At 67.2% G+C, this 20,889-nt stretch carries 18 protein-coding genes; 8 read left to right on the top strand and 10 right to left on the bottom strand.

The window, feature by feature from the left end; genetic code table 11:
* Nucleotides 1–14 precede the first annotated feature (14 nt).
* A complete protein-coding gene (argJ, locus tag AC5RWA_RS13800) occupies nucleotides 15–1,181 on the bottom strand; it encodes a bifunctional glutamate N-acetyltransferase/amino-acid acetyltransferase ArgJ (protein WP_494058016.1) in 1,167 nt (388 codons plus the stop codon).
* Nucleotides 1,178–2,209, bottom strand: coding sequence for an N-acetyl-gamma-glutamyl-phosphate reductase (gene argC, locus AC5RWA_RS13795; RefSeq protein ID WP_079595453.1), 1,032 nt, complete (start codon nucleotides 2,207–2,209; stop codon nucleotides 1,178–1,180). The genes argJ and argC overlap by 4 nt, the downstream gene beginning before the upstream one ends.
* Nucleotides 2,210–2,341: 132 nt before the next feature.
* Here argC and AC5RWA_RS13790 point away from each other — a divergent pair, with 132 nt between their 5' ends.
* The 3 genes from AC5RWA_RS13790 (at nucleotide 2,342) to AC5RWA_RS13780 (ending at nucleotide 8,792) form a co-directional block, all read left to right on the top strand.
* Entirely contained in the window at nucleotides 2,342–3,307 is a 966-nt protein-coding gene (locus AC5RWA_RS13790; protein WP_115525002.1) for a quinone oxidoreductase family protein, read from the top strand.
* 210 nt (nucleotides 3,308–3,517) lie between these two features.
* Nucleotides 3,518–7,411: a Pls/PosA family non-ribosomal peptide synthetase gene (locus tag AC5RWA_RS13785; protein WP_494058031.1), complete on the top strand. Its 3,894-nt coding sequence runs from the start codon at nucleotides 3,518–3,520 to the stop codon at nucleotides 7,409–7,411.
* A gap of 19 nt (nucleotides 7,412–7,430) precedes the next feature.
* Complete coding sequence (locus tag AC5RWA_RS13780; RefSeq protein WP_494058015.1) at nucleotides 7,431–8,792, top strand: M1 family metallopeptidase; 1,362 nt, start codon at nucleotides 7,431–7,433, stop codon at nucleotides 8,790–8,792.
* A 6-nt stretch (nucleotides 8,793–8,798) separates the two neighbouring features.
* Here AC5RWA_RS13780 and AC5RWA_RS13775 read toward each other — a convergent pair whose 3' ends face one another.
* Genes AC5RWA_RS13775 through pheS form a run of 3 tightly spaced genes read right to left on the bottom strand, consistent with a single transcriptional unit; the run spans nucleotide 8,799 to nucleotide 13,112 of the window.
* Nucleotides 8,799–9,467: a 4'-phosphopantetheinyl transferase family protein gene (locus AC5RWA_RS13775; RefSeq protein WP_494058014.1), complete on the bottom strand. Its 669-nt coding sequence runs from the start codon at nucleotides 9,465–9,467 to the stop codon at nucleotides 8,799–8,801.
* A gap of 37 nt (nucleotides 9,468–9,504) precedes the next feature.
* Nucleotides 9,505–12,048: a phenylalanine--tRNA ligase subunit beta gene (pheT, locus tag AC5RWA_RS13770; RefSeq protein ID WP_494058013.1), complete on the bottom strand. Its 2,544-nt coding sequence runs from the start codon at nucleotides 12,046–12,048 to the stop codon at nucleotides 9,505–9,507.
* 2 nt (nucleotides 12,049–12,050) lie between these two features.
* Nucleotides 12,051–13,112 carry a phenylalanine--tRNA ligase subunit alpha gene (pheS, locus tag AC5RWA_RS13765; RefSeq protein WP_115525007.1) on the bottom strand — a complete coding sequence of 354 codons (1,062 nt, stop codon included), beginning with the start codon at nucleotides 13,110–13,112 and terminating at the stop codon, nucleotides 12,051–12,053.
* 199 nt (nucleotides 13,113–13,311) lie between these two features.
* On the opposite strand from pheS, the gene AC5RWA_RS13760 reads away from it, so the two are divergent.
* Genes AC5RWA_RS13760 through AC5RWA_RS13750 form a run of 3 tightly spaced genes read left to right on the top strand, consistent with a single transcriptional unit; the run spans nucleotide 13,312 to nucleotide 15,647 of the window.
* Nucleotides 13,312–13,776: a hypothetical protein gene (locus tag AC5RWA_RS13760; RefSeq protein WP_181884807.1), complete on the top strand. Its 465-nt coding sequence runs from the start codon at nucleotides 13,312–13,314 to the stop codon at nucleotides 13,774–13,776.
* 11 nt (nucleotides 13,777–13,787) lie between these two features.
* Nucleotides 13,788–14,468, top strand: a complete 681-nt coding sequence (locus AC5RWA_RS13755) for an SIMPL domain-containing protein (protein ID WP_115525041.1) — start codon at nucleotides 13,788–13,790, stop codon at nucleotides 14,466–14,468.
* A gap of 60 nt (nucleotides 14,469–14,528) precedes the next feature.
* A complete protein-coding gene (locus tag AC5RWA_RS13750; protein ID WP_494058012.1) occupies nucleotides 14,529–15,647 on the top strand; it encodes an Rv2578c family radical SAM protein in 1,119 nt (372 codons plus the stop codon).
* On the opposite strand, the gene AC5RWA_RS13745 is transcribed toward AC5RWA_RS13750, so the two are convergent.
* The gene (locus AC5RWA_RS13745; RefSeq protein ID WP_494058011.1) at nucleotides 15,644–16,105 is read right to left on the bottom strand and encodes a (deoxy)nucleoside triphosphate pyrophosphohydrolase; all 462 of its coding nucleotides are present in this window, start codon (nucleotides 16,103–16,105) and stop codon (nucleotides 15,644–15,646) included. The two genes, AC5RWA_RS13750 and AC5RWA_RS13745, sit on opposite strands and share 4 nt — an antisense overlap.
* 162 nt (nucleotides 16,106–16,267) lie before the next feature.
* Between AC5RWA_RS13745 and AC5RWA_RS13740 the strand changes: the two genes are divergently transcribed.
* Together AC5RWA_RS13740 and AC5RWA_RS13735 are read left to right on the top strand one after the other, a co-directional pair.
* Nucleotides 16,268–17,476 carry an MFS transporter gene (locus tag AC5RWA_RS13740; protein WP_079595462.1) on the top strand — a complete coding sequence of 403 codons (1,209 nt, stop codon included), beginning with the start codon at nucleotides 16,268–16,270 and terminating at the stop codon, nucleotides 17,474–17,476.
* A 206-nt stretch (nucleotides 17,477–17,682) separates the two neighbouring features.
* Nucleotides 17,683–17,958: a GlsB/YeaQ/YmgE family stress response membrane protein gene (locus AC5RWA_RS13735; protein ID WP_009358633.1), complete on the top strand. Its 276-nt coding sequence runs from the start codon at nucleotides 17,683–17,685 to the stop codon at nucleotides 17,956–17,958.
* Nucleotides 17,959–18,044: 86 nt separating this feature from the next.
* On the opposite strand, the gene AC5RWA_RS13730 is transcribed toward AC5RWA_RS13735, so the two are convergent.
* The 4 genes from AC5RWA_RS13730 to infC form a co-directional block, all read right to left on the bottom strand.
* The gene (locus AC5RWA_RS13730) at nucleotides 18,045–18,956 is read right to left on the bottom strand and encodes a TrmH family RNA methyltransferase (RefSeq protein ID WP_079595463.1); all 912 of its coding nucleotides are present in this window, start codon (nucleotides 18,954–18,956) and stop codon (nucleotides 18,045–18,047) included.
* 63 nt (nucleotides 18,957–19,019) lie between these two features.
* Nucleotides 19,020–19,406 (bottom strand): 50S ribosomal protein L20, encoded by a 387-nt coding sequence (rplT, locus tag AC5RWA_RS13725; RefSeq protein ID WP_050055645.1) that lies wholly within the window; start codon nucleotides 19,404–19,406, stop codon nucleotides 19,020–19,022.
* 118 nt (nucleotides 19,407–19,524) lie between these two features.
* Nucleotides 19,525–19,719: a 50S ribosomal protein L35 gene (rpmI, locus tag AC5RWA_RS13720; RefSeq protein ID WP_009358635.1), complete on the bottom strand. Its 195-nt coding sequence runs from the start codon at nucleotides 19,717–19,719 to the stop codon at nucleotides 19,525–19,527.
* Between the two features lie 118 nt (nucleotides 19,720–19,837).
* Nucleotides 19,838–20,830 (bottom strand): translation initiation factor IF-3, encoded by a 993-nt coding sequence (infC, locus tag AC5RWA_RS13715; RefSeq protein WP_494058010.1) that lies wholly within the window; start codon nucleotides 20,828–20,830, stop codon nucleotides 19,838–19,840.
* Nucleotides 20,831–20,889 lie beyond the last annotated feature (59 nt).

The raw sequence follows: 20,889 nt of genomic DNA, 5'->3' as shown, positions 1-20,889 counted from the left end.
ATGGGCCAGTGCACCTAGCTGGAGTAGGCGCTGTTCTCGTGCACGTAGTCGTGGGTGAGGTCATTCGTCCAGATCGTGGCTTCGGCGTCGCCGGCCTGCAGGTCGATCTCCACCAGGACCTCGCGCGGCTCAAGGTCCACCAGGCTGCGGTCGTCGCCGATGCTGCCATTGCGGCAGATCTGGATGCCGTTCATGGCCACGTTGAGCTGGTCCGGTTCGAAGACGGCGTCGGTGGTGCCCACCGCGGAAAGCACGCGGCCCCAGTTGGGGTCCTTGCCGAAGATCGCGGCCTTGAAGAGGTTGGACCTGGCAACAGAACGGCTCACCGTCTCGGCGTCCGCTTCGCTGGCCGCGTTGAACGTCCGGATGGCGATATCGTGGCTGGCACCTTCGGCGTCGGCGATGAGCTTCCGCGCCAGCTCGGCGCAGACCTGTGTGAGGCCGGCGGTGAAAGCCTCGGCAGTGGGCACGGCCCCGGAGGCGCCGGAGGCCAGCAGGACCACGGTGTCGTTGGTGGACATGCAACCGTCCGAGTCGGCCCGGTCGAAGGTGACGCGGGTGGCGTCGCGGAGGACGACGTCGAGCAGTTCCGGCTGCACCCCCGCGTCCGTGGTGAGTACAACGAGCATGGTGGCGAGGCCGGGTGCAAGCATGCCGGCCCCCTTGGCGATGCCGCCGATGGTGAACTCCTGGCCGTCGGCGTCCGTGCCGATGAACAGCGCGGATTTGGGGACGGAGTCCGTGGTCATGATGGCGGTGCCGGCGGCCGGGCCGCCGTCGGTGCTGAGGGCCGCGGCGGCAGCCTCCACGCCGGGAAGGATCTTGTCCATGGGAAGCTGCTCGCCGATCAGGCCCGTGGAGCAGACAAAGACGTCGGTGGCGGAAATGCCCAGCACTTCTGCAACCTTTTCGGCAGTGCTGTGCGTGTTCTGGAAACCGGTGGGCCCAGTGCAGGCGTTCGCGCCGCCGGAGTTGAGGACCACGGCGTCCACCCGGCCATCGGAGACCACCTGGCGGGACCAGTGGACGGGCGCTGCAGCCACCCGGTTGCTGGTGAACACGGCGGCAGCGGCTTTTTCGGGCCCGTCGTTGACCACCAGGGCCAGGTCAGGCTTGCCGGAGGCCTTCAGTCCGGCGGTGACGCCGGCGGCCCGGAATCCCTGGGGTGCGGTGATGGTCACGGGGCTACTCCCTGCAGGTTAAGGCCGGCGGTTTCCTGCAGGCCGAGTGCGATGTTCATGGATTGGACGGCGCCGCCGGCCGTTCCCTTGGTGAGGTTGTCGATGACGCAGGTGACGATCACGCGGCCGGTGTGGGCGTCGAAGGCCAGCTGCATCGCGGCATGGTTGGATCCCTGCACGGACTTGGTGGTGGGCCACTGGCCCTCGGAAAGGACGTGCACGAACGGTTCGTCGTCGTACGCGTCGGTCCAGGCCTGCCGCAGCTGCGCTGCCGTGGTACCGGCTTTCACGCGGGCTGTTGCGGTGGTAAGGATGCCGCGGCTCATGGGGGCCAGCGTGGGGGTAAAGGAGACGGTCACCCGCCCACCTGCAGCATTGGACAGGCCCTGCTCGATCTCGGGAGTATGGCGGTGCCCGCCACCCACGCCGTAGGGGCTCATGGAACCCATGACTTCGGAACCGATCAGGTTTACCTTGGCTGCCTTGCCGGCACCCGAGGTGCCGGACGCGGAAACGATGACGACGTCGTCGGGCTCCAAAAGGTGGGCCGCGAACCCGGGCGTCAGTGCCAGCAGGGCCGACGTCGGGTAGCAGCCGGGAACGGCGATGCGGGTGGCGCCCTTAAGCGCCTCGCGCTGGCCCGGAAGCTCCGGGAGTCCGTAGGGCCACGTTCCGGCGTGCGCGGAGCCGTAGAACTTTTCCCACGCTGCGGGGTCCTCCAGGCGGTGGTCGGCGCCGGCGTCGATCACCACCGTCCCTTCGGGCAGGCGTGCGGCGATCTCCGCGGAGGCACCGTGCGGCAGGGCCAGGAAGACCACGTCATGCCCTGACAGGTTCTCCACGGTGGTGTCTTCGAGGATGCGGCTGGCGAGTCCGTGCAGGTGGGGCTGCAGTTCGCCGAGCCGGGAGCCGGCGTTGCTGTGGGCCGTGATGGCGCCGATGGTGACGTCCGGATGACCGGCCAGGAGGCGGAGGACCTCTCCCCCGGCGTAGCCGCTGGCGCCCGACACTGCAACAGAAATAGTCATGACCCCGACTATACAGCAATAGTTATGCATAAGCGCCGATATTTATGCATGGCTTGTCGGCTGAGGGAGAAGTGTCCCTAGGATGGTTCCGGCAGCCGGGGCCGGAAAAGCCGGGCCCGGGGAAGGAGAGCAATGACGCATGCAATCGTCGCACGGCAGGCAGGCGGCCCGGAAGTCCTTGAGTATGCGGATGTTGAGCGGCCCGTCCCTGGTCCGGGCCAGCTGCTGGTGAAGGTGGCAGCGGTGGGAGTCAATTTCATCGAAACCTACCAGCGGGGCGGCATGTACCAGGTGCCTTTCCCCTTCACGCCCGGATCAGAAGCCGCGGGGACGGTCGAGGAGGTGGGCGAGGGGGTCGAATCCTTCACCGTAGGCAGCCGGGTGGCCACGGCGGAAGGCTCGCGGTGTTATGCCGGGTACACCCTGATCGACGAAGCCAAAGCCCTCCCGGTGCCGGACGGGGTGGATGACCTCACCGCCGCGGCACTGCCGCTCCAGGGCATGACTGCCCACTACCTGATCAACTCCTCCTTCAGGGTGGAGCCCGGACACACGGTGCTGACGCACGCGGGCGCCGGCGGCGTGGGCCTGCTGCTGACCCAACTGCTGAAGGAAAGGGGCGCCCGGGTCATCACCACTGTTTCCTCCGACGCCAAGGCAGAACTTGCCCGGGCTGCCGGGGCGGACCATGTGCTTCGGTACGACGGATTTCCCCACCACGTCCGTGAGCTGACCAACGGGCAAGGCGTTGATGTGGTGTACGACGGCGTTGGCCGCAACACCTTCGACGGTTCCCTGTCCTGCCTGCGGACGCGCGGAATGCTGGTCCTGTTCGGGGCCGCTTCAGGAGCGGTTCCCCCGGTGGATCCGCAGCGCCTCAACGCCGGCGGATCGCTGACGCTGACCCGGCCGACCCTGGGCCACTTCCTGCTCAACCAGCAGGAGCGGCGCTGGCGGTCCGGGGAGATCTTCGCCGCCGCAGCCAATGGAAGCTTGAAGGTCCGCATCGGTGCCCGCTACCCGTTGTCCCAGGCCGCCCAGGCGCACCGCGACCTGGAAGCACGGAACACCACCGGCAAAGTGATCCTGATCCCGTAGTGGCTGCCGCCACAGAAAAGATGAACAAAAGGTGAACGCAAGACCTGCAGGAATGGAATGTTCGGTCATCCGGGACATCTTCTGTTCATCTGGCACGGGCAGAATGCCGGAGTGACTCAGCAGCAGGTCCCCCTTGAGGACGTCCGTCCCTCCCGTGACGTCCCGCCCGGCGGACAGCCCTCAGGGGAAGCCCCAAGGTACGCTCCCCAGCTGCCCGGGTCCCTGGCTGCGCCCCCGGAGCGGACCCTCATCGACATCCTGCGGGACACTGCAGCCCGGCATCCCGACGCTTCAGCCCTGGACGACGGCCACCGCTCGCTCAGCTACTCGCAGTTGATGGGAGAAGTCCGGGCTGCGGCCAGGCGGCTGCACCAGGCAGGCCTGGGTGCCGGCGACAGAATCGGCGTGCGGATTCCGTCCGGCACCAACGAACTCTACGTTTCCATTCTCGCGGTGCTCCTGGTGGGGGCGGCCTACGTTCCCGTCGACGCGGACGATCCCGACGAACGTGCGCGGCTGGTCTTCGGCGAGGCCCGGGTGGCGGGCGTCCTGGAAGCCGGTGGTGTACTCCAGGAATCCACCCTGGGCGGTCCCGCCCGCACAGTTCCTTTTGCCGGTGCCCGCCCGCCTGTTCCTGACGATGACGCCTGGGTCATCTTCACGTCGGGCTCCACCGGCACCCCGAAGGGCGTGGCCGTCAGCCACCGGTCAGCAGCAGCCTTTGTGGATGCCGAAGCGCGGATCTTCCTCCAGGATGAACCGCTGGGACCGCCGGACCGGGTCCTGGCCGGCCTTTCGGTGGCATTCGACGCCTCCTGTGAGGAGATGTGGCTGGCGTGGCGGCACGGAGCCTGCCTGGTCCCGGCCCCGCGGGCGCTGGTGCGGACCGGCATGGACCTGGGCCCGTGGCTTATCAACCACGGAATCACCGCCGTTTCCACAGTCCCCACGCTTGCAGCGCTGTGGCCTGCCGAAGCGCTGGAGAACGTCCGCCTGCTGATCTTCGGCGGCGAAGCGTGTCCGCCTGAGCTGGCTACGCGCCTGGCCGTGGCCGGGCGGGAGGTCTGGAACACGTACGGCCCCACGGAAGCAACCGTGGTAGCGTGCGCGGCGCCCCTGGGCGGGCCGGGTCCCGTGCGGATCGGCCTGCCGCTGGACGGCTGGGACCTGGCCGTGGTTGACGGAAACGGCGTGCCGGTGGCCGAGGGCGAGGTGGGTGAGCTGATCATCGGCGGAGTGGGCCTGGCCCGCTACCTGGACCCGGCCAAGGACGCGGAGAAATATGCACCGATGCCAGGGCTGGGCTGGTCGCGTGCCTACCGGTCAGGAGACCTGGTGCGTTATGAGCAGGCGGGCCTGATTTTCCAGGGCCGGGCGGACGAACAGGTGAAGCTGGGCGGGCGCAGGATTGAGCTTGGCGAAATTGACGCGGCCCTGCAGTCACTCCCGCAGGTGGCCGGAGCTGCCGCGGCAGTCCAGACGACGGCGGCCGGCAACCAGATCCTGGTGGGCTACCTCGCGCCCGTCGCCGGGCAGGACCCTGACCTGGCCGCTGCCCGGGACCAGCTCTCGGCCAGCCTGCCCGCCGCGCTGGTCCCCCTGCTCACCCTGGTGGAATCGCTGCCCACGAAGACCAGCGGCAAAGTGAACCGGCATGCCCTGCCCTGGCCCCTTGCCGGGGCCGGCGCAGCAGAGGCCGATGCCGCATCCCTGAACCTGCCCGACGATGCCGCCTGGATCGTGGAGCAGTGGAGCGCAGTCCTGGGCAGCCCGGTCACGTCCCTCGACGCCGATTTCTTCGCCTACGGGGGAGGATCTTTGTCCGCCGCCCAGCTCGTGTCCGCCCTGCGCGTCCGCTACCCCACCGTCACGGTGGCCGACATTTACGCCACGCCCCGGGTGGGTGCCCTGATCGAGGTGGCACGGCAGTCCCGGCCGGAGGGAGATACGGGCCCCGCTCCCGAGCGTGCAGTACGGCCAACGGCCCGCAAGTCGCAGGTCTTCCAAACCCTGATGGGCGTTCCGCTGCACGTGCTGGTGGGCATGCGGTGGCTGACGTACGTCATGGCCATCAACAACGTGCTCGCCATGCTGGCGGGCTTCTCCGCTGCCCCCACCGTTTCGTGGTGGTGGGTGGGCGCCTCCTGGCTGGTGTTTGTGAGCCCGGCCGGGCGGATGATGATTTCTGTCGGTTCGGCCAGGTACCTGCTGCGTGGCGTCAAGCCCGGAACATACCCGCGCTCCGGGAAGGTCCACCTGCGCCTCTGGCTCGCCGAACAAATCCAGGACCTGGCCGGTGCCATCAGCCTCGCCAGCGCACCCTGGGTCCCCCATTACGCCAGGGCACTGGGCGCGAAAATCGGCAAGGACGTCCAGCTCCACTCGCTGCCGCCCGTCACCGGGCTGCTGTCGCTGGGCAACGGAGCCAACGTGGAACCGGAGGTTGACCTCTCCGGCTGGTGGATCGACGGCGACAACGTCCACATTGGTGCCATCCGCATCGGATCCGGGGCCACGGTGGGGGCCCGCAGCACCCTGATGCCCGGCGCCTCCGTGGGAGCTGGCGCCCAGGTGGAGGCCGGATCCGCAGTACTGGGCAAGGTCAAGGCAGGCCAGCTGGTAGCCGGCTCCCCCGCCCGGCGGCAGGGCAAGGCAAAACATGCGGTGCCCGATGCCCCGGCCCCGGGCCCCTTCGCGGCGAGGCTGTGGTTTGCCGGCTTCGCCGCGGCCTCGGCAGCCCTGGCGGTGATCCCTTATTTGTCGGCGGCCGCAGCGCTCTGGGTGGCTTTCCTCTTCATCCAGGGCAGCGCCTCGCTGTCAGCTGCCCTGCCGCAGCTGCTGCTGGCCCTTCCACTGGCCTCCCTGGCATGGTTCGTCACCAATGCCCTGCTGATCCTGGCCGTCACGCGGCTGCTCAGCATCGGCCTGACCGAGGGGTATCACCGGGTGCGCAGCCGCGTCGGCTGGCAGGTCTGGGCCACGGAGCGCGTCCTGGACCTTGCCCGGGACCTGCTTTTTCCCATCTACGCGAGCCTTTTCACGCCCGTGTGGCTCCGGCTGCTGGGGGCAAAGATCGGCAAAAACGTGGAAGCGTCCACCGTCCTGCTGATTCCCGCAATGACCACCGTGGGCGAAGGTGCGTTCCTGGCCGATGACACCATGGTTGCCTCCTACGAACTGGACAGCGGCTGGCTCCGGGTGGCTCCTGCCAAAATCGGCAAGCGTTCCTTCCTGGGCAATTCAGGAATGACGGCCGCAGGACGCAGCGTTCCCAAGAATTCCCTGGTGGCAGTCCTCTCCGCGACCCCCGCGAAGGCGAAGTCGGGCACCTCCTGGCTGGGCAGCCCACCCGTCCGGCTGCGGCGGACAGCCATCGCCTCCGACGACTCCCGCACATTCCAGCCACCGCTGAAACTCAAACTGGCCCGGTCCCTCTGGGAACTGGGCAGGTTCGTGCCGGTGGTGCTCACGGCGGGAATCGCCGTCGGCACCATGCTTGCCTTTGACTGGCTGGCCGCAACCTTCAGCTATGGTGGCGCGGCCATCCTCAGCGGCGTCGTGATGCTCCTGGCCGGGGCGGTGGCCGCCGCAGCGTCCGTCATCGCCAAATGGATTTTGGTGGGACGGATCCGTGCCGGCGAGCACCCGCTGTGGAGTTCGTTCATTTGGCGCAATGAAGTGGTGGACACCTTCATCGAACTGGTCAGTGCGCCCTGGTTTGCCCGCGCCGCAACCGGCACCCCCGCCCTGGTCTGGTGGCTGCGTTCCCTCGGCGCGAAAATCGGGTCCGGCACGTGGTGCGAGAGCTATTGGCTGCCGGAGGCCGACCTGGTGACGCTGGGCCGGAACGCCACGGTGAACCGCGGATGCGTGGTGCAGACGCACCTTTTCCACGACCGGGTGATGAGCATTGACGCTGTTACGCTCGAAGACGGGGCCACCATGGGCCCGCACGGCGTCATCCTCCCGCAGGCAAGTGTTGGCGCGGGCGGAACAGTGGGACCGGCGTCCCTGGTGATGCGCGGCGAAACAGTCCCCGCCGCAACGTACTGGATGGGCAACCCGGTCAGTCCGTGGCGGGGACCCGCAGCACCCCCTGCCTAAAAGCAAGCAAAGGTTATCCATGAGTTCTCCAGTATCAGCCGCCGGTGGCCACGTCCCCGTGTCCAGGGACGCTGCCCCCGACCCTTACCTGCCCGGCTCCGGCACCGATGCCTTCACCGTGGACCGCTACGAACTGGAGCTTGACTACAGGGTCAGCACCAACCGGCTCAGCGGCAGGGCTGTGCTGCACGGCGTGACCCGGGTGCCGACGTCGGCCATCGTCCTGGACTTCACCGGCCTGCGGGCCACGAAGGTGCAGCTGGACGGCCGGAAGGCGGGCAGGTTCAGCCAGCGGCCGGAACAACTGGTGGTGTCCGCGCCTTCCCCGCTGCAGCCGGGGCAACAGTTCACGCTTGAGATCCGTTACGAGGGCAATCCGTCACCGCGCAGGGGCCTGTGGGGCGAGGTGGGCTGGGAGGAGCTGTCCGACGGCGTCCTGGTGGCCGGGCAGCCGAACGGGGCGCCCTCCTGGTTCCCGTGCAACGATCACCCCAGGGACAAGGCCAGCTACCGGCTTACCGTGACCACCGACGCCGGGTACCGCGCCGTATGCAACGGTGTCCTGCAGTCGCGCACCACCCGCTCCAGCCGCGAAACGTGGGTTTATGAGCAGGCCGAACCGATGCCCACCTACCTGGCGACGGTGCAGATCGGCCGCTATGGCGTCCTGGAACTTGAAACGGGCAGGCATGCTGCCCCGGTGCCCCAGCCCGTTGCCGTACCCGCCGCCTTGGCCGACCGTGCACGGGCCGGACTGGCACTGCAGCCGGCCATGATGCGGACCTTCATCGACTGTTTCGGACCGTACCCGTTCCCCGGTTACACCGTGGTGGTGACGGAGGATGAGCTGGAAATCCCGCTCGAAGCCCAGGGCATGTCCATCCTGGGCCCCAACCACCTGGACCAGGACTGGGAATCGCAGCGGCTGATCGCCCATGAACTGTCGCACCAGTGGTTCGGCAACTCCCTGACCGCGGCCTCATGGCAGGACATTTGGCTGCACGAGGGCTTTGCCTGCTATGCGGAATGGATCTGGTCGGAGGAAGCCGGGGTCATGCCCGTCGCCGCCCGCGCCGAAGCTGCGTGGCGCCGATTGGCGGCGGACGCCCAGGACCTCCTGGTGGGTGATCCGGGACCGCAGCACATGTTTGATGACCGCGTCTACAAGCGGGGAGCGCTGGCCGTGCACGCCGTACGGCTCGCATGCGGCGACCTCGCATTCTTCGCCCTGCTCCAGGAGTGGACCGCCCGGCACCGCCACGGTTCCGTCTCCACCCATGACTTCATCCTCGCAGTGGACCGGGCCACCGCCCTGGACACGGAGGCTTTGCTGCACCCGTGGCTGTATGAAGAGGTCCTGCCGCCCCTGCCGGTGCGCTGACGCCACCTAGGGGGAAAGCGCGACGGCGGCCGCCAGGCGGGCGGGCAGACCGGTCCCGGCCGGGTCCAGGTCCTGTACCTCCGGGCGCGCCAGGACGTCCACCGACGACGGTGCAGTGCGCAGCCCGTCCCCCGTCATCTTCAGCCAGGCTTCCTTGCGCGCCCACAGCCTCGCCCTCGCCGCAAGCAGGTCCCGGCCGTCGAGGGCCCGCAGGCTGTGCTGCTCGGCGGCGCTGAGTGCCAGTGCCGGGAACCCGTCGAACCCGGTGCGGGCGGGATCCTCCACGTCCGCTCCCAGCCGGAGTCCGGGTTCAGGGTCAACCACAGCGGCGAGCAGTGTCCAGCCCGCCGCCCGGGACAGGCTGAGGGCCAGCGGTGCCGGCACGCCGCCCAGCAGGTAACCCGGGCGGCCGTGGCTGACGTCGGGTCCGGCGCCGCAGCGGGGGCAGGTGTAGGAAGCCGCCAGCTGCGTGGCGGGCACGGCCAGCAGTTCGGCCGCGAACAGCCGCTGGGCGAGCCGCCCCGCCAGGAAGCCGTCCCCGGCTGCCGGCTCCATGGCCCGTGCCCTTGCCAGCTCGGAGGCGTCAAGCGCAGTTTCAGCGTCACGGCGGACCTGCCCGGCTTCCCCGGGCAGCAGAAAGGGCGGGATGGCCCGCACCACAAGCTGCGACACCATGCACCGCCCTTTCAAGAGCTCTCCGCCCGAACGGCTGTTACCGCTGGACTGCCCCGAACCGTTCGCCGGCCAGCGCTACTGCACTTTCCCGGGCGGCGGAGGCTTCGTCGGCCGTCAGGGTCCGGTCTGCAGCGCGGAACCGCAGCCCGAAGGCCAGCGACTTCTTGCCGTCCTCAATGCCCTTGCCCGCGTACACGTCGAAGAGTGCAACGTCCTCCAGCAGTTCACCGGCGCCTTCGCGCAACGCGGCCAGGACCTCGTCCGCCGGCACATCCGCCGGAACCACAAGGGCAACATCCTGGGTGGCTACCGGGAAGGCCGAGATGTGGCGGGCCACGATCACGTCCGGCGCAGCCTCGAACAGGGCATCGGCGTTGATCTCCAGTGCCACCGAGCGGGCAGGCATGTCCGCCGAAGCCAGCAGCTTGGGGTGGAGCTCACCTGCGTACCCCACCACTTCGCCCGTGCGCAGCGACAACTGCGCCGCACGGCCAGGATGGAATGCCTGGTGGCTGCCCTGCGTGACCACGAGCTCAACACCCAGGACGTCGCCGGCAAGGCGCGCGATGTCCAGCGCGTCGGCCCAGTCCCAGGCCCGAGGGGCGTGCTCTGCGGCGGCCGGTGAATCATGGCCGGTCAGGACAGCGGCGAGGTGGAAGGGCTGCGCCGGGACGCCGTCGTACAGCGCATCCAGCACCTCATCGGCGGGCTTGGCACCAAGCGGCGGGATGGAGGCGGTTCCCAGGTTCTCGCCCGGCAGGAACACCAGCCCGGATTCGAACAGCGCCAGGTCACGGAAGCCCCGCGAATGGTTGCGCTTGGCCACCTCGATCAGGCCGGGCAGGATGGAGGTCCGCAGGAAGCCCTGCTCCTCGCTGATCGGGTTGGCCAGCTTGACCGCGCTGCGGGCAGCACCCTCCTCAGCCACACCGAAGGTATCGTTGGCCGCCTTGGAGACGAACGGGTAGGACAGCACCTCGGTGAGGCCTGCGTCCGCCAGTGCCTGGATCAGGCGGCGGCGCTGCTGCTGCACACGCGTCAGGCCCCGGCCGGGAGGGGCCACCGGCAGGGTGGCCGGAATGTTGTCGTAGCCCACCAGCCGCGCAATTTCCTCGGAAAGGTCTTCCTTGGTCTCGAGGTCGTTCCGCCAGCTCGGGGCCGTAACGGTCCAGCCGCCGTCGTGCTTCACCACTGCGGCGCCCAGGTCCTCAAGGGACGTGACAATCTGTTCTTCCGTGAAGTCGATGCCGATCCTGGCGGCAGCGAAGGCAGCGGGCAGTTCGATGGTCACGGTGTCCGGAGCGGTTCCGACGTCAGTGCCGGTTTCGTCGGCGGTGCCGCCGCCCAGTTCCACCAGGAGGTCCACCACACGCTGCGCGGCGATCCCGGCAACCTGCCAGTCCACGCCGCGTTCGAACCGCTTCGAGGCTTCGGAGGGCAGCTTGTGCCGGCGCCGCGACCGGGCGATGGACACCTCGTCGAAGTGCGCGGCCTCCACGAGGATGTTCGACGTCGAGTCGCTCACCTCGGTGGCCGCCCCGCCCATGACGCCGGCGATGCCGATGGCGCCGGAGTCGTCGGTGATGAGCAGGTCCTCGGCGTCGAGGGTGCGTTCCTTGCTGTCCAGGGTGGTGATTTTCTCGCCGGCGGAGGCGCGGCGGACCACGATGTCTCCGGACAGCTTGTCCAGGTCGTAGCAGTGCGTGGGCTGGCCGAGCTCGAACATGACGTAGTTGGAGATGTCCACCGGCAGGGAGATGGAACGGACGCCGGCCAGCCGCAGCCGGGAAACCATCCATGGCGGGGTGGGCCGCGTGGCGTCCACGCCGCGGACCGTGCGTGCCACAAAGCGGTCGCAGCCCGGCTTGCCGTAGATGGGTGCGTCATCGTTGATCTTGACGCCGTAGCCGCCGGAAAGTTCAGCCGGGGCCTGGACCTTGCCGGCCGGGTCCGTGAACGTTGTTCCGGTGGCGTGCGCGTACTCGCGGGCCACGCCACGGATGGAGAAGGCGTAGCCACGGTCCGGGGTGACGTTGATTTCGGCAGCCTGGTCGTAGAGGCCCAGGAGCTCCATGGCATCAGTGCCGATTTCCGGGTCCAGTCCGATGCGGGACAGGACCAGGATGCCGTCGTGGTCCTCGCCGATGCCCAGCTCGCGCACCGAAGCGATCATGCCGGCGGACAGGTGGCCGTACGTCTTGCGGGCGGAGATGTGGAAGTTCCCCGGCAGCACCGCGCCGGGAAGGGTGACCACCACTTTGTCGCCTTCCACGAAGTTGTGGGCGCCGCAGATGATGCCCTGCACGCCGGACGGGTCAATGCCGTCTCCGGTGAGGGTCTGTTCCTTGCCCTCGGGGACAACCCGGACCTGGCACCAGTTGATGGTTTTGCCGTTGGTCTGCGGTTCCTTGACCAGGCTCAGGACCTGGCCCACCACGATGGGCCCCTGCAGGGTGTCCGTGGGACGGTGCACGTCCTCTTCTTCGAAACCGACCTTGACCAGCTCGGCCATCACATCTTCGGCCGTTGCTCCGGCCGGTACCTCTGCGAATTCACGCAGCCAGGAAAGTGGGATACGCACTGTTAGATCTCCATCCCGAAGTGCTCGCTGAAACGTACATCGCCTTCGATCATGTCGCGCATGTCGCCTACCTCGTTGCGGAACATGAGGGTGCGTTCGATGCCCATGCCGAAGGCAAAACCTGAATAGACGTCCGGGTCGATGCCGGCAGCACGGAGGACGTTGGGGTTGACCATGCCGCAGCCGCCCCACTCGATCCAGCGCGGACCGCCCTTCGCACCCGGATGCCAGATGTCCAGCTCGGCGGACGGCTCGGTGAACGGGAAGTAGTTGGGGCGCAGCCGGATGGAGGCTTCGTCGCCGAACATCTGCCGGGCGAAGTGCTCCAGGGTGCCTCGCAGGTCCGCCATGCTCAGGTTCCTGTCGATGGCCAGGCCCTCGAACTGGTGGAACACCGGGGTGTGGGTGGCGTCCAGCTCGTCGGTGCGGAACACCTTGCCGGGGCACAGCACATAGATGGGCAGCTCGCGTTCCAGCATGGAGCGGACCTGCACCGGTGAGGTGTGCGTGCGCATGAGCAGGTGGGCCTCCGGGGGCTCCACGAAGAAGGTGTCCTGCATCTCGCGGGCCGGGTGGTCCGGCTTGAAGTTCAGGGCGTCGAAGTTGAACCATTCCGATTCCACCTCGGGGCCTTCGGCGATTTCCCAGCCCATGCCCACGAAGATGTCCGCCACGCGGTCCTGGAGTGTGGAGAGCGGGTGCCGGGCACCGGCACGACGGCGGCGCGGAGCCGCCGTGACGTCCACGGTCTCCTCCAGGAGGATGCGTGCGTCGTTCTCGGCCTCGAGAACTTCGGTACGGTCGGCGAGCGCTTTGTTGACCCGCCCGCGGGATGCACCCATGAGTTTTCCGGCGAGCGCCTTCTGGTCTTTGGGCAGCTTGCCGATTTCACGGTTGGCGAGGCTCAGCGGGGACTTCTCCCCCGTGTGCGCCAGCCTCACCGCCTTCAGCTCGTCAAGGGTGGCCGCACCGGCAATGGCGGTGATGGCCTGGTCTACAGCGGCGTTGATGGCGGCTTCATCCGTGGGGTTCGGAATGGCGGCGCCCGGCAAAGTTTCAGTCATCTACTGTTCTTAGCTACGAGTCGTGGCTGCCGGCGAGCGGAGCAGCCCTGCGCGGTCTCCCGGCGGCGCGTCCGTCACTGGCAGGTCATGGATGAATGCCCTCAAATTCAGTTCATTCAATGACCAGGTCAGGGCACACCGGCAAAACCGGCGGCCACTGCCCTCCAGTCTAATTGAACCCTCCGGCTACCATGGCCTCATGACACTGCGGCAGCGCCCGGGATCCCTGCCACCCCTGACCGCTGCCCAGCGGTTGAGGCAAGCTGCGAACCTCATCAACGGCAGTACGGTGCTGGGTGTGGCCGTAGCAGTTGCCGCCCGCACCCGCCTCAGCAGTGGTCCGCGCGGCCTCATCCTCGCCGCGGGCTATCGGTGGCGGCTGCCCTTTGCACGGGCGTTCACGCTGGGAAACGTGGTCCTCTGCAGGGGCCCCGCGCACGATCTGCTGTCACTGCCCGCCCTGCTGGGCCATGAGGAAAGGCACTGCACCCAGTACGCCTGGTGCCTGGGGGTTCCGTTCATCCCGCTGTATCTCGCCGCCGCCGGGTGGTCCGTCCTGCGGACCGGGAATCCCGGGACGGCCAATATCTTTGAGCGGCACGCCGGACTGGCTGCGGGAGGCTACCCCTCCGGGGAATCCCTCGCGTCCCGGGGTTGGTCATGACCATGGGCCGGATGAACGGGAACCAAGAGAGCGGGGACGGGGAAAACCTGGAGCGGCAAGGGGGCGCCGGCACTGTCACGGTGACGGGCACCGGGTGGGCGGAAGCCGCCCCGGACCTGATGCTCGTTTCCATCGGCGTGGAGTGCCGTGCCGCTTCAGTTGAGGCCTCTTATTCCGGCGCGGGGGAAGCACTGGCTGCGGTTATCGCCGTCTTCCGCAGTGCCGGCGTTGCCTCCGCGGACACCCGGACAACCGGGCTTACGGTGCGCGCCGATCTCGTCTGGCGCGAGGGCGAAGGCCAGCAGGTTGCGGGTTACGTTGCCGGCAGCACTTTAAGCATCCGGCTTCGGGATCTGGCGTCCGCGTCCGGCACCATATCGGAAGCCGTCCGCGCAGGCGGCAACGACGCCCGGCTCAACGGCCTGCAGTTGACCCTTTCCGACGACTCAGCGGTCAGGGAACAGGCACGCGCGGCCGCCTGGCAGGATGCGCTCCGGGCTGCCGCGCAGTTCGCTGCCTTGGCTTCGGCCACGTTGGGACCTGTGGTTTCCGTAACTGAACACAATCCGGCACAGGGCCCGGTGCCGCTGGCCGGGATCCAGCGGGCCAGCGCCGTGGAAAGCCTAGCTATTGAACCCGGGGAAAGCCGGGTGGAAACAGCGGTGACTGTGGTCTGGGAACTGCACGCCTGACGATCCGCCAAGCCAGGTATGGCCTTGACTTTTATTCGAACATGTTTTCGAATAGGTGGCATGAGATGGGACGCACAAGCATTGGTGCCGGCACCTGCGGAGGAAACCAGCGGACCCGCTCCGGCGCTCCTCCCGCTCGCCGGGCTGGTCCGATCGGTGACCACTCCCGAGTTTGCCGGCATCACTTTCCATGAGGTCACCGCGAAATCGGTGCTCAATAAAGTACCGGCGGGGTCCCGCATGCCGTTCGAGTGGACGGTCAACCCGTACCGCGGCTGCAGCCACGCCTGCGTCTACTGCTTCGCACGCAAGAGCCACACCTACCTGGACTTCGACGCCGGCCTGGACTTCGACAGCCAGGTGGTGGTCAAGGTCAATGCAGCAGAAGTGCTCCGCAGGGAACTTGCCAAACCCTCCTGGGGCCGCCATCAGGTGGCGCTCGGCACCAACACGGATCCATACCAGCGTGCAGAGGGCCGGTACCGGCTCATGCCGGGGATCATCTCCGCCCTTGCGGATTCCGGTACACCCCTGTCCATCCTGACCAAGGGCACACTGCTGGCGCGGGACATCCCGCTGCTGAAAAGCGCTGCCACCCAGGTTCCAGTGGGCCTGGGAATCTCGCTGGCCATGACCAATGAAGCCCTGTCCGAGGCTATTGAACCGGGCACGCCGGGTCCCCGGGCACGGCTGAAGCTGGTTTCCCGGCTTCGCGAGGCCGGCCTTCCCTGCGGCGTGATGGCCATGCCCATCCTCCCGTGGCTCTCGGACAGCGACGAAGCGCTGGATGCGCTCTTCGCTTCCCTGGCTGCCGCGGGGGCTACGGGGGTCACCGCAGGTGCGTTGTACTTGAAGCCCGGCACCCGGGAATGGTTCATGAAGTGGATTGCGGCCAACCATCCCGAGCTGGCAGGCCGCTACCGTCGCCTGTACGAATCGGGCTCCTATGCGTCCAAGGAGTACCGCACCTGGCTTGCCGGGAAAGTCCGCTATTTCAAGGCACGGCACGGCTTCTCCCATTCGTCGGGATTCAGCCACCGGGACCTGGACGATCCACGCGTTGAGGAAGCTGAATACCCCGCAGGCATCATTCCGGAAGCTGCGGCCGGCAGCCTTCTCCAAGGGTCAGGCCAAGCCCGGGGACAGGCAGGGCAGGCAAACCAGGAGGCTTTGTTCTAGCTGCCGTTCCAGCCGGATGTCCTGCCGGCAGGAACGGCCAGGGTTGCCAGCAGCGCCCGGACAATCGGGAAGTCCGCAGGAATCCAGGGCAAGCCCAGGACCGTGTCCGGATCCGCCAGCGGCACCCAGCGCAGTTCATCGTGGTCTTCCAGGGGCGCGGGCTCCCCATGCGTGACTTCCGCGAACCAGACCCGCATGGCAGCGCGGTCATTCAGCGGCCATCCCAACGCGTCCTCCCCCGGAAGTTCGGAACCCAGCCGGACAGCGACGCCCAGTTCCTCGGACAGCTCCCGTATCAGGGCAGCTTCCGGGTCCTCGCCCGGCTCCACCTTGCCGCCCGGAAACTCCCAAAGGCCAGCGAGCTTCTCCGGTGCGCTGCGCCGGGCCACCAGCAACATGGCCGGTTCCGCCAAGCGGTCCACCACGGCTCCGCCCACCACCTGTATCAGTCCAGTCACCGCATCATTCTATGGGGGACAATGGGAGCAGCCGGGCACCTCAGCCAGGCACCGGGAATACTCCTCACCGGTCAGGGGTTTCCGAACAGGGGTCCAGGTCCCTCCGCCCCATCGCCGTGGCAACACTCCTTCCAGCAGAATTTCTCCTCGAAAAGCAGGCATATGAGCAGCGCCCTCCAAACGTCCACGGCAGCCCCCACCACCTCCCGCAACCTGGCGATGGCCATTATTGCCCTTGCCATGGGCGGCGTGGGCATCGGTGTCACCGAGTTCACCATGATGGGCCTGCTGAAAGAGGTGGAGCAGGGTTTGGGGATCAGTACGCCGGAGGCGGGACACCTCATATCCGCCTACGCCCTGGGGGTGGTGGTTGGAGCTCCCCTGCTTGCGGCGGTGGGTGCCAGGCTCCCCCGCAAGCACCTTGCGCTCGGCCTGATGGTGTTTTTCACGGTGGCCAACCTGGCGTCGTTCATCGCCCCCGACTACGGGACCATGCTGGTTTCACGGTTTGCCGCCGGCCTGCCGCACGGGGCCTTCTTCGGCGTGGCGGCCGTCATTGCCGCTTCCCTGGTTCCGCCCTCCAAGCGCGGCTGGGCCATCTCCATGGTGATGGCGGGGCTGAGCATCTCCAACGTCATCGGTGTGCCATTCGCCACCTGGCTGGGCCAGACCTATGGCTGGCGGCTGCTCTTTGTCCTGGTGGGCTTCATCGGCCTGCTGACTTTGGCATTGGTGTGGCGGTTCGTCCCCTTCCAGCCAGCCCATCCGGACGCGAGCATCGTCAGGGAACTGGGCGCGCTGAAGCGGCTGCAGGTGTGGCTGGCCATCCTGATCGGCGTTGTGGGCTTCGGCGGTTTCTTCGCCACCTACACCTACATCGCCCACACCATGACGCTGGTGGCCGGGATCCCGTCGTCGCTGATTCCCGTCGTGGTGGCCCTCTACGGCCTGGGCATGGTGGCCGGAAACATCGTTGGCGGACGGATCGCCGACAAGTCGGTCATGGGAACCCTGTACAAGGTGCTCCCGGCCATTGCGGTGGCGCTGGTGGTTTACGCCGTGGCAGTCCAGTGGCCGTGGTCAGCCTTCGTGATGGTGTTTGTGGTGGGTGCGTCCGGCTCCATGCTGATTCCTGCGCTGCAGACCAGGCTGCTGGACGCCTCACCGGATGCCCCTTCGCTGGCGTCGTCCCTGAACCACGCGGCGCTGAACGTGGCGAACGCCCTGGGTGCTTTCCTCGGCGGGCTCGTGATCGCGCTGGGCTGGGGATACGTTGCCCCGGCGCTGGTAGGTGCCGTCCTTGCCATCCTCGGCTTCGGCGTCGCCGTCGTCAGCGGGGTGCTGGAACGCAGAAAGCCGCTGGCCGCGTAATCCAGCGTCCAGGCCGTTACCAAAACGGAGGCTCCCCGCTGCGGTCTGCTGCGCTTTTCTGCCGCCTGCCGTCAGCAGGAACTGGTTGCCGGTGCGGCTACCGCTTGCGTCAGCGGCAGGCCGTAAGCCTGCTGACATTAAGGTGCCGTTATGTTAGCTTGAGGCTCATCGGGACTATTAAATCCCGGTAACCATAAGGAGGAGACATGGGTTTTCTTGCGTGGATTATTCTCGGCCTCATTGTAGGGGCCATCGTTAAAGCGGTCATGCCCGGGCGGGTCGGCGGCGGTTGGGTCACCAGCCTTGTTTTGGGTGTGGTGGGCGCCATCGTTGGCGGCTGGATCGGCAGCCTCCTGTTCAACAGGGGCGATCTTGCCTTCTTTGACCTCGGCACCTGGATTCTCGCTATCGTCGGCGGCCTGGTCGTTGCCGGCATCTACGGAGCCATCACCGGACGCGGAAAAGCCACCCGCGCACCCTGATGCTTTCCGTCATTTGAAATTTCATGGCACCAAGGCCCCGGACAATCCGGGGCCTTTATTCATGCCACCGCACGCCCGGCGGAAGCTCAGGCGGTCACGTCAGCGGGCAAGTGCTGGGAACGCGCACTCGCGTAAAGGCAAACGGTGGCAGCAGTGCCAAGATTAAGGCTTTCAGCGGCCCCATACACCGGGACGGCGACCCGATGGTCGGCCAGCGCAAGCTCATCCGCGGAGAGCCCCTGCGCCTCGTTGCCGAACAGCCATGCGGTGGGCGCCGCCAGGTCATAGATGGACTCCGGCCCGGCTCCGGTCAGGCGGCGGCGGGCGTTTTCGTCCTGCAGCGCGTCCAGGTTCAGCGGGCCATAGCCGTCCGCAGCCAGGACTCCGATCCCCCGGGCCTTGCAGGCGGCCACGAGTTCAGCAGGGTCCGCGCCCAGCACCACGGGCAGATGGAACAGGGACCCCGCTGTCGACCGCACGGCCTTGGGGTTGTAAATGTCCACGCTGGAAGAAGTCAGGACCACGGCGTCAGCCCCTGCGGAGTCCGCGGCGCGCAGAACGGTGCCGGCGTTTCCTGGGTCGCGCACCTGGCAGAGCACTGCGATCAGGCGGGGCCCGGCGTCGAGCACTTCCTCCAGCGCCACATCGACGAAGCCGCACACGGCGATGATGCCCTGGGGGTTAACGGTGTCCGCCATAGCCGCGAGGACCTCGTCCGTGGCCAGCCGGGCGTTGGTTCCTTCTGCGAGTTCCTCGAACTCCGGAAACCGGTCAAGGCAGGCCTCGCTGGCGAAAACTTCCGTGACGATACCGGGGGCTCCCGCGGCGAGGCGCTCGTGGTGAAGCTTCAAGGCCTCCCGCACGGCCTGGGGCCCCTCCGCGAGGAACTGTCCACGCTTTAAACGGGCCGGGCGCCCTGCAAGTTTTGCCACATCCCGGACCCGATCAGCTCGGGGGTTGGAGAGTGGAAAATCTTGCGGGCGCCCGGTTTCGTTCATATAAGAACTGTAGTGGCTGCTGCCACCCGTTCCTGAACTGTCCCCTCACGGGGAGCAGCGTTGCTAGGCAACAACCTTCTTGGCGGAGGTGTCGGCCGGCAGCGAGTCCTTGGCGACCTGGACCAGTGCGGCGAAGGCGTTGGCGTCGGAGACAGCCAGCTCGGCCAGCATGCGGCGGTCGACCTCAACCTCAGCGGCCTTCAGGCCCTGGATGAGGCGGTTGTAGGTCAGGCCGTTGGCGCGGGAAGCCGCGTTGATGCGCTGGATCCACAGGCGGCGGAAGTCGCCCTTCTTCTTCTTGCGGTCGCCGTAGCTGTACACAAACGAGTGCAGCAGCTGCTCTTTGGCCTTGCGGTACAGGCGTGAACGCTGTCCACGGTAGCCCTTTGCGCGTTCAAGGATAACCCGGCGCTTCTTGTGGGCGTTGACCGCCCTCTTCACACGTGCCACGTGCGTACTCCTTCGAAAATCTGATCCCAAGCATCTACTGCCGGTTTCCCGGCGGCCTGAGAAGGCTGTTTGGCAGGTGACTGACAACCAGGTGGCTGTCAGTCAAAGAACTTGGAAATTAGATGCCGAGCATCTTCCGGATGACCTTGGCGTCGCCCTTGAAGACGATCTTGTCACCGGCGAGGCGACGGGTCAGCCGGGAGGACTTGTGCTCCAGGTAGTGGCGGCGGTTGGCCTGCTGGCGGCGCAGCTTGCCGCTGCCGGTCAGCTTGAAGCGCTTCTTAGCACCGCTGTGGGTCTTCATCTTCGGCATGGGAACCGATCTCCTTACGTATCCGCAGGCTATGCCTGCAGCTTCATCGCGCAGCCGCCCCTGCGGGCGGCATGCTGGTTGCTGACTGCCGGAAGGCGGAACCTCCGGCAGCTGTGAACTAAGTGGTCTTCTTACCGGCCGGCTTCGGCACTGCCTTGGGGGCAGGACGGGCGGCGGGCTTCGGCGCGGCGGGCCTGGCCACCGGCTTCGGCGGAGCAGGTACTGCTGCAGGCTTGGGCGCCGCAGCTGCCGGGGCAGCTTCTGGCTTTTCCGCCGCAGGCTTGGGGGCCGGCGCGGCAGCCTTGGGAGCCGGTGCGGCAGCCTTGGGGGCTTCCTGCTTGGGGGCCTCCTGCTGAGGGGCCTCCTGCTTGGGAGCTTCCTGCTTGGGAGCTTCGGCGGCCTTCGCGGGGGCTTCGGCTGTGGCAGGCTCGACGGCGGGTGCCGGCGTCTGCTCGGGGGCCTCGGCCGGTGCTTCGGGTTCCGTGGAGACGGTGAAACCCTCAGGCAGCAGGTCCGCCAGGGACTGCGTCAGGGGGGCCTGGTCGTCACCGGAAACATCGATGCGTCCGGACGCCTTGGCTTCGTTCTGCGCCTTCGCTTCGGCACGCTGCGTTGCGCGGCGTGCCTCGGCCTTGGCCTCAGCCTTGTTCTTGAGCGGGCCCACCACCATGACCATGTTGCGGCCGTCGATGCGGGGGCTGGACTCCACCACACCAACTTCGGCGACGTCGTCGGCGAAGCGCTGGAGCAGGCGGATGCCCATTTCCGGACGCTGCTGCTCACGGCCGCGGAACTGGATCATGGCCTTGACCTTGTCCCCGGCGCCGAGGAAGCGCAGTGCGTGTCCGCGCTTGGTCTCGTAGTCGTGGGTGTCGATCTTCAGGCGGAAGCGGATTTCCTTCAGAACGGTGTTCGTCTGGTTCTTCCGGGCTTCACGTGCCTTGACCGCGGCCTCGTACTTGTACTTGCCGAAGTCCATCAGCTTGCACACCGGAGGCTTCGCCTGAGGTGCAACTTCAACGAGATCAAGGTCGGACTCGGCAGCCAGACGCAGGGCATCCTCAATACGGACGATGCCTACCTGTTCACCTGCAGGGCCGACCAGCCGCACCTCGGGGACGCGGATACGCTCATTGATTCTTGGCTCGCTAATGTTAAAGCTCCTGTTTT

It is taken from the genome of Arthrobacter sp. 210 2, assembly GCF_059093025.1.
The sequence above is the reverse complement of the archived record's forward strand: the minus strand, read 5'-3'. Positions and strand labels throughout refer to the sequence as shown.

What these genes read in the sequence shown, in the direction of transcription:
- rpmI (WP_009358635.1), bottom strand. Translation starts at nt 19,719, where the DNA reads ATGCCGAAGATGAAGACCCACAGCGGTGCTAAGAAGCGCTTCAAGCTG.
- AC5RWA_RS13740 (WP_079595462.1), top strand. Translation starts at nt 16,268, where the DNA reads ATGAGCAGCGCCCTCCAAACGTCCACGGCAGCCCCCACCACCTCCCGC.
- AC5RWA_RS13755 (WP_115525041.1), top strand. Translation starts at nt 13,788, where the DNA reads ATGAACGGGAACCAAGAGAGCGGGGACGGGGAAAACCTGGAGCGGCAA.
- AC5RWA_RS13750 (WP_494058012.1), top strand. Translation starts at nt 14,529, where the DNA reads ATGAGATGGGACGCACAAGCATTGGTGCCGGCACCTGCGGAGGAAACC.
- AC5RWA_RS13760 (WP_181884807.1), top strand. Translation starts at nt 13,312, where the DNA reads ATGACACTGCGGCAGCGCCCGGGATCCCTGCCACCCCTGACCGCTGCC.
- AC5RWA_RS13780 (WP_494058015.1), top strand. Translation starts at nt 7,431, where the DNA reads ATGAGTTCTCCAGTATCAGCCGCCGGTGGCCACGTCCCCGTGTCCAGG.
- pheS (WP_115525007.1), bottom strand. Translation starts at nt 13,112, where the DNA reads ATGACTGAAACTTTGCCGGGCGCCGCCATTCCGAACCCCACGGATGAA.
- AC5RWA_RS13775 (WP_494058014.1), bottom strand. Translation starts at nt 9,467, where the DNA reads ATGGTGTCGCAGCTTGTGGTGCGGGCCATCCCGCCCTTTCTGCTGCCC.
- AC5RWA_RS13730 (WP_079595463.1), bottom strand. Translation starts at nt 18,956, where the DNA reads ATGAACGAAACCGGGCGCCCGCAAGATTTTCCACTCTCCAACCCCCGA.
- AC5RWA_RS13790 (WP_115525002.1), top strand. Translation starts at nt 2,342, where the DNA reads ATGACGCATGCAATCGTCGCACGGCAGGCAGGCGGCCCGGAAGTCCTT.
- AC5RWA_RS13735 (WP_009358633.1), top strand. Translation starts at nt 17,683, where the DNA reads ATGGGTTTTCTTGCGTGGATTATTCTCGGCCTCATTGTAGGGGCCATC.
- argC (WP_079595453.1), bottom strand. Translation starts at nt 2,209, where the DNA reads ATGACTATTTCTGTTGCAGTGTCGGGCGCCAGCGGCTACGCCGGGGGA.